Source organism: Burkholderia thailandensis E264 (assembly GCF_000012365.1).
GTDB classification, from domain to species: Bacteria; Pseudomonadota; Gammaproteobacteria; order Burkholderiales; family Burkholderiaceae; genus Burkholderia; species Burkholderia thailandensis.
In genome coordinates this window covers 613012-624730 of record NC_007650.1, presented here as the reverse complement: position 1 = coordinate 624730, position 11719 = coordinate 613012, and the positions used below count along the sequence as shown (strand labels likewise).

Below are 11719 nucleotides of genomic sequence, written 5' to 3'. Positions count from 1 at the left end.
GCGCCGCTACCCGAGCACGCCGCGCGAACCGCGGCGGCCGCCCGGCGCCGCCCTGCCCCGATCGCCCCGATCGGCCTGACCGCTCGCAGCGCGCATCGGCGCTGCCGCCCGCTCAAGCCTGCGGATCGACCCGCAGCACGAGCTTGCCGCGATGGCTGCCGTCGAACAGGCGATTCAGCACGTCGGGCGCGTTCGTCAACCCGTCGGCGACGGTTTCCTCCGCCTTCAGCCGGCCGTCGCGCAGCCAGCCCGCGAGCGTCGCGATCGCTTCGCGGCTCTTCCGGTAATCGAGAATCAGGAAGCCGCGCATCGTCAGCCGCTTCGCGATCAGCACGCTGACGTCGTCGGCGGGCCGCCCGCTGTTGTAGTTCGCGATCACGCCGCACAGCGCGACGCGCCCGCCGATCACCATCCGCGACAGCACCGCGCGCATGATCTCGCCGCCGACGTTCTCGAAGTTCACGTGCACGCCGTCGGGCGTCGCGTCCTTCAGCGCGCGCTTCCAGTCGTCGGCCTTGTAGTCGACGGCCGCGTCGAAGCCGAGTTCGTCGGTCAGATAGCGGCACTTGTCCGCGCCGCCCGCGATGCCGACGACGCGCGCGCCGTGAATCTTGCCGATCTGTCCGGCCACGGAGCCGACCGAGCCCGCGGCCGCCGACACGACGAGCGTCTCGCCCGGCTGCACCGGCGCGATCTCGGTGAGGCCGTAGTACGCGGTGAGCCCGCTCATCCCGCACGCGCCGAGCAGGCGCGGCAACGGCAGGCCGAGTGCGGCGGGCAGCTTCGTGTAGTGCGCGGCCTCGTCGGCGCGCACGTGCGCGTAGTCCTGCCAGCCGACGAGCCCTTGCACGAGATCGCCCTCGGCGAACCCCGGCGCGTTCGACGCGACGACGCGGCCGATGCCGAGCGCGCGCATCACGTCGCCGATCGCCACCGGCGGCAGATACTGCGGGATGTCGCTCATCCAGACGCGATTGGTCGGGTCCATCGACAGATACAGCACGCGCACGAGCATCTCGCCCGGCCGGAGCGCGGGCAGCGGCGCTTCGGCGAGCGTGAAGTGTTCCTGGCCGACGCGCCCGTCGGGACGAGCCTTCAGACGCAGTTGGCGATTGACGGGTGTGGACATGGCATCACCTTCGAGATGAGTGGAAACGGATGGCGTGCGCCCTCATCGGCGAACGCCGCGCGTGCGGCGCTGTCGCATTCGCGCGAACCGCGAACCGCGAACCGCGAACCGCGAACCGCGAACCGCGAACCGCGAACCGCGAACCGCGAACCGCGAACCGCGAACCGCGAACCGCAACGATGCAATCACGACGCCGCGATTTTTCAAGAATTCATCGACGGTCGCGCGAAAAAGCCGCCGCCGGCGCATGCGCGGCGTCAGACCGCGCACATCCCGCCGTCGATCACGAGCTCCGCGCCCGTCACGTAACGGCTCTCGTCGGATGCGAGATAGACGGCCGCATACGCGACATCGTCCGGCTCGCCGAGCCGGCGCATCGGCACGCCGCGCGCGAGCTTGCGCGCCGCCTCCTTCTCGCCGACCTGCCGGACGATCGGCGCGACGATGCCCGTCATGATGAACGACGGATGGATCGAGTTGCAGCGCACCTCGGTCTGCCGGCGCGCGCAGTCGACCGCGATCGACTTCGTCAGCGAAGCGACCGCCGCCTTCGACGCGTTGTACGCGGTGTAGTCGGGCTCCTGCTTGAACGCGGCGACCGACGAGATGTTGACGATCGACGCGGGCGCGCCCGCCTCCAGATACGGCAGCGCGCGCTTCGTGCCGAGCACGATGCTCTCGACGTTGATCGCCATCACGCGCCGCCATTCGTCGCGCTCGATCTGCCCGACGGCGCCGAACGAGCCGATGCCCGCGTTGTGCACGAGCACCGACAGCCCGCCCATCGCGTCGTTCGCCTGCGAAAGCCGCGACGCCCACTGCGCTTCGTCGGTGACGTCATGCACGGCCGCCCACGCGACGCGCTCACCCGCCGCATCGTTGAGCTCGGCCGCGAACGCGTCGAGCACGGCCGCGTCGACGATGTCGGTCAAGAACACCTTCGCGCCCTGTTCCGCCATCCGACGCGCGATCGCGCGCCCAAGGCCGCCCGCCGCGCCGGTGATGAATGCGCGCTTGCCGGCAAGACGCGGCGCCAGATTCTTCGTCATGAACCCTCCCTGTCGTTTTCGATGTTCGCTTGCAGCATGCGCGCGTCGCTCGCATACATGAAGCGTAATGCGCTCGCGCGGCGGGCGAAGGCGGCGCAGGCGATGCGCGCGATCGCCGTCGCCGTCGCCGTCGCAATCGCTATAGCAATTGCCTTCGCGATCGTATCGGCCGCCCGGACTTCGGCGATCGGCCGTCCGCCGATGACGCCGGCCATCAGTCGCCGGCCATCAGTCGCCGGCCGTCCGCCGTCAGCCGCCGCTCGCCTGCGTTGTTCATCCGCTCGCCGGCAGTCAACCATCGCCCCTATCGACGATCAAGCCGACAGATACCCGCCGTCGACGTTCAGCACCGTCCCCGTCGTATAGCTCGACGCCGCCGACGCCAGATACAGCACCGCGCCCGCCATCTCAGTCGGCTGCGCGGCGCGCCGCATCGGCACGTGCGCGAGCACCTGCTTGAGCACGTCGGGCGTCTGCGTGAGCGCCGACGCGAACTTCGTGTCGGTCAGGCCCGGCAGCAGCGCGTTGCAGCGCACGCCGCTCGCCGCGCATTCGATCGCGAACGCCTTCGTCATCGAGATCACCGCCGCCTTCGTGATCGAGTAGATGCCCTGCCCGTAGCCGGGAATCACGCCGTTCACCGATGCGACGTTGACGATCGATCCGCCGCCGCCCTTGCCCATCAGCTTCGCGCCGCGGCTCGACATGAAGAAGTAGCCGCGGATGTTCACGTCGACGGTCTTCTGGAACGCGCCGAGATCCGTATCGACGATCGGCCCGTAGTACGGGTTGGTCGCCGCGTTGTTGACTAGCACGTCGAGCCGCCCGTGCCGGTCTTCGAGCGCGGCGAACAGCGCATCGATCTGGTCGAGCTCGCCGATGTGGCACGCGGCCGCCTCGGCCGAGCCGCCCGCCGCGACGATCTCGTTCGCGATCGCGCGGCAATCGTCGATGCGCCGGCTCGTGACGACCACGTGCGCGCCGAATGCGCCGAGCAGCTTCGCGGCCTCGGCGCCGATGCCGCGGCTGCCGCCGGTGACGACGGCGATCTTGCCGGACAGGTCGAACAGGTTGGGTGCGGTCATGGAGAATATCCCGAATCGATGAAGGAAATGGAATCAGCGGTGCGTGACGAGCCGCTCGCCGTGCTCGCCGTCGAGGTGCGGCCAGCCGTTGTAGGTCGTCACGCGCGCGCCGCCGCGGCCGATCTTGATCCGGGTCACGCTCGTGTTGACGAGCGGCCACGCGAGCTCGAAGCTGCGCTCGACGGGCACGCCGAACAGCGCCGCGACGATCACGCCGATCGGCCCGCCCGACGTGAACGCCCAGATCTCGCGCGCCGGTTGCGCCGCGAGCGCGTCCCACGCGGCGAGCGTGCGCGCGCGAAATTCGGGCCACGCGCAGCCGTACTCGCCGTCGTGCGCGCCGCCCGTCCAGCGCGCCACAGCCGCCGCGAACAGCGCCTGGAACGCGCGGCGCGGATCGGTTTCGGCCGCCATCGCGCGCAGCAGCGCGTCGCGCGACGCGAGCGCAGGCCGATGGCGCGCGATCAACTCGTCGGCGTCGAGCTCGTCGAGGCCCGCGAGCGCGAGCCGCGGCGCATCGACGCCCGCCGCGCGCGCGCAGCCGTCGGCCGTCTGCGCGTGGCGGCGCAGCGTGCCGGTGGCGATCAGCCCGGGCCGCCGCGCGCCGCGCGCCATCCACGCGCCGAGCCGCGCCGATTGCTCGTCGCCGAGCGGCGACAGGCAATCGTAGTCGGCCGCATCGAAGCTCGCCTGCGCGTGGCGGATCAGGAACAGCTCGGTCATCGCGCGCCCCCGGCCGCCCCGATCACGCGCCGGCAGCGCTCGCCGAGATAGCGCACGACCGCGCCGAGGCCCGCGAACTGTTCGTTCGTCGTGTGGCCGAGCACGAAGCGCCGGTAGATCTGCTGCGCGATCGCCATCAGCCGGAACAGGCCGAACACTTCGTAGAACACGAAGCCGCCGACGTCGAGCCCCGTGCGCGCGCCGTAGTATTCGACCAGCTCGCGGCGCGTCATCATCCCGTCCGCGTGCGTCGGCTGGCGGCGCATCGCGACGAACGCGGGATCGTCATCGGCCTGCGCCCAGTAGGCGAGCGAGCCGCCGAGGTCCATCAGCGGATCGCCGAGCGTCGCCATCTCCCAGTCGAGCACGCCGACGATCGACAACGGATCGGCCGCATCGAGCACGACGTTGTCGAAGCGATAGTCGTTGTGGATCACGCAGATGCGGCGCTCGCCCGCCGGGCGATGGCGCTCGAGCCACGCGAGCACGTCGTCGCACGGGTTCGTGCCGTCGGTGAGCGCCTTGCGCCAGCGCTCGCCCCAGCCGCTCAACTGCCGCGCGACGTAGCCTTCTCCCTTGCCGAGCGCCGCGATCTCCGGGCGCGACGCATCGATCGCGTGCAGCTCGATCAGCCGATCGACGAAGCGCTCGCACAGCCTGCGCGCGCCCGCGCGGTCGAGCTTCAGCCCGGCGGGCAGCTCGCGCCGCAGAATCACGCCGGCGATGCGCTCCATCACGTAGAACTCGTTGCCGAGCACCGCCGGATCGTCGCAGCGCGCGAGGATCGCCGGCACGTAGCGGTAATCGGGCGCAAGCGCCGCCATCACCGCCGCCTCGCGCAGCATGTCGTGCGCGGCGCCCGCCTTCGCGCCCGCGGGCGGGCGCCTGAGCACCATCTCGCGATCGCCGTAGCCGATCAGATAGGTCAGATTCGACGCGCCGCCGTGGAACTGCCGGATGCTCGGCTCGCCGCTCAATCCGGGAATGCGCGACTTCAGGTATGCGTCGAGCCTCGCCGCGTCGAGCCGGTCTTCGTCGCGCACGTCGCGCGCTTCGTCGAGGCGCACGCTCATGCCGCCTCCGCCGCGGCGAGCTGCCGCTTCACCTCGAGCTTCGCGACGACCGCGCGATGCACCTCGTCCGGCCCGTCCGCGATCCGCAGCACGCGCGCATACGCGTACAGCGCGGCGAGCGGAAAATCGTTCGACAGGCCCGCGCCGCCGTGAATCTGGATCGCCGCGTCGGCCGCCTGCTGCGCGACCGCGGGCACGACCACCTTGATCTGCGAAATCAGCGAAAGCGCCGCCTTCACGCCCTGCGTGTCGATCGTCCACGCGGCCTTCAGCGTCAGCAGGCGCGCCTGCTCGATCGCCATGCGCAGGTTCGCGACGATGTCGCCGTTGCCGCCGAGCTTGACGAGCGGCTTGCCGAACGCGTCGCGCGTCGTCGCGCGCGCGCACAGCAGCGCGAGCGCCTTCTCCGCCGCGCCGAGCGCGCGCATGCAGTGGTGGATGCGGCCTGGGCCGAGCCGGCCCTGCGCGATCTCGAAGCCGCGTCCCGGCCCGAGGATCACATTCGACGCCGGCAGCCGCACATTCGTGAAGCTGACTTCGCCGTGGCCCGAAGGCTCGTCGTACGCATTGAACACCGGCAGCATCCGCTCGATCTTCACGCCGGGCGCGTCGAGCGGACACAGCACCATCGTGTGCCGGCGATGCGGCTCCGCCTGCGGATCGGTGAGCCCCATGAAGATCACGACGCGCGCGAGCGGATGGCCGATGCCGGTCGACCACCACTTGCGGCCGTTCAGCACGACTTCGTCGCCTTCGATCCTGGCCGTCGCCTGCATGTTCGTCGCGTCCGACGAAGCCACCTCCGGCTCCGTCATGCAGAACGCCGAGCGGATCTCGCCCGCGAGCAGCGGCTCGAGCCAGCGGCGGCGCTGCTCGGGCGAGCCGTAGCGCGCGAGCACCTCCATGTTGCCGGTGTCGGGCGCGTTGCAGTTGAACGCTTCGGGCGCGATCAACGAGTGCCCCATCAGCTCGGCGAGCGGCGCGTACTCGGCGTTCGACAGCCCCGCGCCGCCATGCTCGGCCTCGGGCAGGAACAGGTTCCAGAGGCCGGCCGCCCGCGCCTTCGCCTTCAGCGTTTCCATCACGTCGGGCTGACGCCAGCGGCGCCAGTCGGCTCCGCCCGTCAGTTGCTCGACGTAGCGCGCCTCGACGGGCGCGATCTCGTCGCGCATGAAGCGCGCGACGCGCTCGCTCAATTCGCGGCAGCGGGCCGAGGGAGAGAAGTCCATGGCGTCTTCCGGTTGGTCGGTTCGAATGGAGACGAGCGTACGCGATCCTCGACAATCGATGAAATGAATATTTATTATGCGAGGATATAGACATTGTTGATGGGCTTGCGCGAGCGTGCAGGCCGCGCGGACAAGCCGATACCTCGAAACACCGGAACGCCGATGCAGCACGACCACCGACTCGATCTGAACCTGTTCCGCGTGCTCGACGCGGTCTACGTGCAAGGCGGCATCAGCGCCGCCGCGCGCGCGCTGCACCTGACGCAGCCGGCCGTCACGCACGCGCTGAACCGGCTGCGCGCGCATTTCGGCGATCCGCTGTTCGTGCGTCAGGGCAACAAGGTCGTGCCGACCGAGCGCACGCGCGCTGTGATCGCCGACGTCCAGCTCCATCTGAAAGGCCTGCAGGACGCGGCGCGCGCGCAGACGCGCTTCAGCGCGCAAGCGCTCGACATGAGCTTCGTCGTCGGCGTGCGCGACGTGCTCGAATCGATCGCGCTGCCGCAACTCGTCGAGACGCTCGCGCGCGACGCACCCGGGGTGCGGCTCGTGAGCCGCCGCGTGCCCGTCGCCGACATCGAGCGCGAGCTCGGCAGCGGCAACCTCGATCTCGCGATCGAGCGCCGCGTGCCCGCCGGGCCGCGAATGGCCGCCGAGTACGTGGTCGACGACACGCTCGTCGTCGCGATGCGGCGCGACCATCCGCTCGCGGGCGCGCCGCTGCGGCGCGCCGACTATTTCGCCGCGCGGCACGTGACGGTTTCGCCGCTCGGCGAGCCGCACACGCTCGACGTGCTGCTCGGCGCCGACGGACGCTTCCGGCAGATCCAGCTCGTCTGTCAGCACTACTTCGCCGCATGCCAGATCGCGGCGTCGGGCGACCTGCTGCTGACGCTGCCGCGTTCGTACGCGCAGCGTATGACGCGGCTCCTGCCGATCGCGGTGCAGCCGCTGCCGCTGCGGCTGAAGCCCTATCCGATCCTCGCGTACTGGCACGAATCGCGCGAGCTCGACCGAGCGCACCAGTGGTTCCGGCAGCGCGTGATCGACGTCGTGCGCGCCGCGTCGTCGCATCCCGCCGGCGCGTAGGCGCCGCTGCAGGCGCGCGCGAAGCCGGCTATGCTCGCCTATCGTGGCCGGCGCGCCGGCCGCTCCTTCCCCTTAGATCGAGAACACGCCATGCCGCTCATTCACGCCACCGCCGAAATGGCCCCCGACGCGCCGAACTACGTCGTCGACCTCGAAGCCGGAAAGCACCGCCTGCAAGGCGACGAGAACGAGCACGAGGGCGGCGGCAACGTCGGCCCCGCGCCGTACGAGCTCGTGCTGTCGGGCCTTACCGCATGCACGGTCGCGACGCTGCGGATGTACATGCAGCGCAAGGCCTGGCCGGCCGCGCGGTTGCTCGCGCGCGCCGAGTTGCACGTCGACCGCGAGGGCGCGCAGTACGTGCGGCGCACGATCGTCGTCGACGGCGCGCTCGACGACGCGCAGCGCACGCGGCTCGCGGAGATCGCCGAGAAGACGCCGGTCACGCTGTTCATCAAGCGCGGGACGCGGATCGAGACGACGTTGAAGTAATGGGCGCGGCGGCGCGACGTGCTTTCGCCGCGCGCGCGTCGCGCGTCGCCGGGGGCCCGTCGCGCAGCATCGCGCCTCGCCGCGCCCGATCGCGCTTCGTCTTGTATTGCTTTGCCCGGCCCGGACCCGAGCGGTATTGTGCGCGGAGCCGCGCAGCGCCCGCCGACGAATCAGGGCAGCGTCAACAGAACCGACTTCGGCCCGTCCGGCAGATTGTGCGGCTGCCCGACCTCGTAGCCGCCCGTGCTCATCCGAAAGTTGCCGTTGACCACCGAGAACCGGTAGTTCGAGCAGATCTCGTTGTGATCCGGCGTGTAGACGGCCGACGTCGTCGCCTTCTTGACCTCGACCCACCGCGCCGACGCTCGGTCGAACGCCCACACGTTGCCGTACTGCCCGGCCCGCTGCGCCGCGCCGAGGCAGGACGCGCCCTGCGTCGCCCAATCCTCGATGAAGCTGTTCGCGTAATTCGCCGACCGGACGGCCTTCTGATAGCGCAGCGTCGCGATCAGCTCGCGCACGTTGGTCGATGTATCGGTGAACCAGACCGAATAGTCGGTCTGGTTCTGTCCGGCGACGGGCGCGATCGACGCCATGAAGCGGTATGTCCGCCCCGCGACGGGCGCATGGCTCTTGAAGCACTTGTAGCCGGTGCCTTCGCCGCCGAACTGCGTGCAGCTCACGCCCGGCCCTTTTGCGACGATCTGCGGCGATTTGCCGTTCGCGTCCCACACGGAAAACAGCACGAGGCCGTTCTGCTTGCCGTCGATCGACTGAAGGCCGGTGTACGCGCCCGGCCAGCCGATCGCTTCCCAATAGGTGGTCGGCGCGAGCGCCTCGGGCGTGACGTCGACGCTGAACGCCGTCCAGTCGCTCGCCTGCTGGTAGTTCAGGTGAATCGAGTTCGCGCGCGTCGCGTGCGGCCTCGCGGAGCCGTTGAACGCGACTTGCTGCACGGTGCCGTCGAACCTGCGGATGCTCGCGACCGCCGTTTGCGCGCCGCCGTTGCCGGCCACCCACCACGCGGCGGCGGTCCCGTTCGCGTCCGTCGAGGCGCTCGCCGGAAAGAGCCATCCCGACGCGCCGCCCGGGCCTTGCGGCTGCCATGCGACGTCGCAGCCGGCAACGGGCTTGCCCTGGTTCGTCACCTTGACCGTCAGCATCACGGGACTGTGCGTGCGGTTGTTCGACGTGATCGTCGGATCGTAGAGCGTCGACGAGAACGCCGAGCCTTGTCTCGCGACGAGCGGCGCGCTCGTCGCCGACGCGATCGCGGAGCCGTTCAGGCACGCGCCGGCCGCCGTCGCGTCAACGGCGAGCGCGGTCAGGATGGTTGCTGCGATGCAGTGGAATTTCAATTCGATTCTCCTCATCAGGCGTTTCGATTCGCGGGCATGCGTCGCGCACTATAAGTGAGGGGCCGCATTTCCGCGAATAACCGACTTTATTCGACGGAATAATCGAGTCTCCTTGATATTAAATATGTTATTTATATGTTTTTAGTTGAATCGGCGCGCCGAATAAATCGAGCCAAGCTTCGTCACAAGGTGGCCAAATACGCAGAATCTCGGCATTTTTCGCCCGTTTCAAGCCGAAACCGTGCACCCCGAAAAAACCGAACCTGCTAAATCAGGCCGCCGTTTCCGCCAATCGACTACGGCCAATCAAATGACATTCCGCCGCTTGCCCATTTGCGTCGAGATCGCTCGGCGCGTTGAACCTGCGTTGAATCTACAGTGAATTTGCGTTGAATCGGCTTCGATTCTCGCTCCGAATCCGCCGATCGAGCGTCGCCGGCGCCGTCTGCCGGAATGCATCGGGCACCGGAAATGCGTTCGCCGCGACGCCACGCCACGGCCAGATCGTACGGAACCGGCACGCGGGGCCCGTCGATGTCGCTCAGGCGTCGATCGTCCGCGCAAGGATGACGCGCGCGAGCGGCTCGTGGCGTTCGCCGGCAGACGCCGGTCACGCCGCACATCGAGCGCGGGCGTGCGGCTCGGATCGGGACGGCATTGCCGTGACGGGGCGGGCGGGGCGAACGGCACGGGCGCGCCGTGCCGTTCGCCGCGGCGTCTTGCATCGGTGCAGCGTAGCGGCCGGATGCAAGGCGTCGCCCCAACGCAGATCGGGCTTGCCCGACCGATGAACGCGCGACGTGCGTCCGCGCGCCAGGTCACGCCGGCCGCGCGGACGTCGACGCGCTGTCGCGATGTTGCGTGTCCGTTACAGCCCGAGCGCCGACAGATCGAGCTTGCCGCCCTTGACGGGCGGGCACCAGAAGAACGAGCCGGTGATCGGCTGCGTGAAGCGGAACAGGCCGTCGTGCACGCCGTCGGTCGCGCCGATCATCCGGCGCATCTGCACTTCGAACGCCCGGAACGAATGGCCGAACGCGACGAAGTACAGACCGGCGCGCCGCTCGTCCGCCCACGGCGACGAGCGGCGCAGCACCTTCGCCTCCGGCGTGAAGCTCTCCTGCTCGGTGCGCTTCACGTGCGCGTACGCGGGCGCGTCTTCGAGCTCCTCGTTGTCGTCCTTGCGGCGGCCGATGACCCGGTCCATTTCGTCGCCCGGAATCTCGCGCATCTTGCCGAAGTCGTGCACCCATTGCTGGACCGCGACGAAGCTCGCGCCGTCGAGCCCCGCGCCCTTGCCGGACACGAACGCGACTTCGAGCGCCTCGTCGCCTTCCGGGTTCTCCGTGCCGTCCTCGTAGCCGGACAGGTCGCGGTCGTCCGCGTAGCGAAACGCGTTTGCCGCCGCGTCGAGCTCGAACGCGGGCGCGACGAGCCGCTCGATGTCGCGCGAGCGCACGGTGGCCGCGCCGGGATCGTCGGCGCGCAGCCAGACCCACAGAGCCGCGGGCGTCGACGGCACCGGCGCGCCCGGCACCGACAGCTCGGGAAACTCCTTCAGGCCGTCGATCTTCTTGTCGAGCGCCTGCACGAGCGTCGGCCCGATGCCGATCACCGTGTCGACGCCGTCGACCGCGTCGCGCAACGCGGCGAGCACGCTCGCCGCATGCTCCGGACGCGAGATCCGGAAAGACAGGTAGCGGCTCGCGGCCGGAATCGGAGCCAGAATGCCTGGTTGAAAGTCGCTCATCGTTTCCTCGATGCAATGTTCGGTTCTACAGGGGGACGTCGGATTGTCCCATAACGTCGGGACATGTCCGTCCGGCAGGCGTCGTCTTCGGAAGAGGCGCGTGCGGGACATGCCCGTGCGGCGCGCTTCCGTACGCACCGCGCCGGGAACGGGGACGTGATGACCCGACGCGCGGCCCACGGAACGCCCGGAGCGGGCGCGCGCAACCCGTACGCGCGCGCTCGAAACCTGTCCGGCCGGCGCGCGCCCGCAGCGGCAATTCCGTCCGGGATATGTCGATGGTCGCATCCCGCCCGCGACATGCGCGTCGGCGACATGCGCGTCGGCGACATGCGCGTTGGCGGCATGCGCGTGCGCCCATGCGGCCGACACGCCCGCGCGACGCAATCGCGACGCTCGCCGGGCCCCGATGTTAACCCACGCGTTCCGCCCCCGGCGAACGCGGCGAGCCGCGACGCCGCGCATCGCTCGTATCGAATCGGCAACATCCATTCGTCTGACATTGCAGCAATGCGAAACGGCCGCTAGAATCGCTTCACGAGCCAAACTTCGCTCGCTTTCATTCCACTCACTCAACGCTCGAAGGAGGTGCCAGATGTCGCAAATGCATGTTGCCTCCTTGACGGCAGTTCCACGACGCGCGTCTTAAGTCGTCGTCTTCGCGGGCCGCGCTCCGGCCCGCACCGCTTCCGGACAGTTTTTCGCCTTCGCTTCGTGCGCTGACGCGCAGCGGCGCCCGTCC

At 69.5% G+C, this 11719-nt stretch carries 11 protein-coding genes and 1 pseudogene; 3 read left to right on the top strand and 9 right to left on the bottom strand.

Annotated features, from left to right (window positions below):
* Positions 1-112: 112 nt before the first annotated feature.
* The 7 genes from BTH_RS02745 to BTH_RS02710 form a co-directional block, all read right to left on the bottom strand.
* Complete coding sequence (locus BTH_RS02745; protein ID WP_009895557.1) at positions 113-1129, bottom strand: NADP-dependent oxidoreductase; 1017 nt, start codon at positions 1127-1129, stop codon at positions 113-115.
* A gap of 257 nt (positions 1130-1386) precedes the next feature.
* On the bottom strand, positions 1387-2178 hold the full coding sequence (locus tag BTH_RS02735) for an SDR family oxidoreductase (RefSeq protein WP_009895554.1): 792 nt from the start codon (positions 2176-2178) through the stop codon (positions 1387-1389).
* On the bottom strand, positions 2175-2393 hold the full coding sequence (locus BTH_RS02730) for a hypothetical protein (RefSeq protein WP_009895552.1): 219 nt from the start codon (positions 2391-2393) through the stop codon (positions 2175-2177). The genes BTH_RS02735 and BTH_RS02730 overlap by 4 nt, the downstream gene beginning before the upstream one ends.
* Positions 2394-2492: 99 nt before the next feature.
* Positions 2493-3263, bottom strand: a complete 771-nt coding sequence (locus tag BTH_RS02725; protein ID WP_009895550.1) for an SDR family oxidoreductase — start codon at positions 3261-3263, stop codon at positions 2493-2495.
* Between the two features lie 33 nt (positions 3264-3296).
* A complete protein-coding gene (locus BTH_RS02720) occupies positions 3297-3986 on the bottom strand; it encodes a histidine phosphatase family protein (protein WP_009895549.1) in 690 nt (229 codons plus the stop codon).
* The gene (locus BTH_RS02715; protein ID WP_009895547.1) at positions 3983-5059 is read right to left on the bottom strand and encodes a phosphotransferase family protein; all 1077 of its coding nucleotides are present in this window, start codon (positions 5057-5059) and stop codon (positions 3983-3985) included. Before BTH_RS02715 ends, BTH_RS02720 begins: the two co-directional genes overlap by 4 nt.
* Positions 5056-6288, bottom strand: a complete 1233-nt coding sequence (locus tag BTH_RS02710; RefSeq protein ID WP_009895545.1) for an acyl-CoA dehydrogenase family protein — start codon at positions 6286-6288, stop codon at positions 5056-5058. Before BTH_RS02710 ends, BTH_RS02715 begins: the two co-directional genes overlap by 4 nt.
* 162 nt (positions 6289-6450) lie before the next feature.
* On the opposite strand from BTH_RS02710, the gene BTH_RS02705 reads away from it, so the two are divergent.
* Both BTH_RS02705 and BTH_RS02700 read left to right on the top strand, forming a co-directional pair.
* On the top strand, positions 6451-7377 hold the full coding sequence (locus BTH_RS02705; RefSeq protein WP_009895544.1) for a LysR family transcriptional regulator: 927 nt from the start codon (positions 6451-6453) through the stop codon (positions 7375-7377).
* Positions 7378-7467: 90 nt separating this feature from the next.
* Positions 7468-7869 carry an OsmC family protein gene (locus BTH_RS02700; RefSeq protein ID WP_009895543.1) on the top strand — a complete coding sequence of 134 codons (402 nt, stop codon included), beginning with the start codon at positions 7468-7470 and terminating at the stop codon, positions 7867-7869.
* Between the two features lie 170 nt (positions 7870-8039).
* Here BTH_RS02700 and BTH_RS02695 read toward each other — a convergent pair whose 3' ends face one another.
* On the bottom strand, positions 8040-9242 hold the full coding sequence (locus tag BTH_RS02695) for a DUF3472 domain-containing protein (protein ID WP_009895542.1): 1203 nt from the start codon (positions 9240-9242) through the stop codon (positions 8040-8042).
* An 853-nt stretch (positions 9243-10095) separates the two neighbouring features.
* Positions 10096-10977, bottom strand: a complete 882-nt coding sequence (locus tag BTH_RS02690) for a Dyp-type peroxidase (RefSeq protein ID WP_009895540.1) — start codon at positions 10975-10977, stop codon at positions 10096-10098.
* Between the two features lie 397 nt (positions 10978-11374).
* Between BTH_RS02690 and BTH_RS35520 the strand changes: the two are divergent.
* Positions 11375-11700, top strand: a pseudogene (locus BTH_RS35520) (hypothetical protein); the annotation flags it as partial.
* Positions 11701-11719 lie beyond the last annotated feature (19 nt).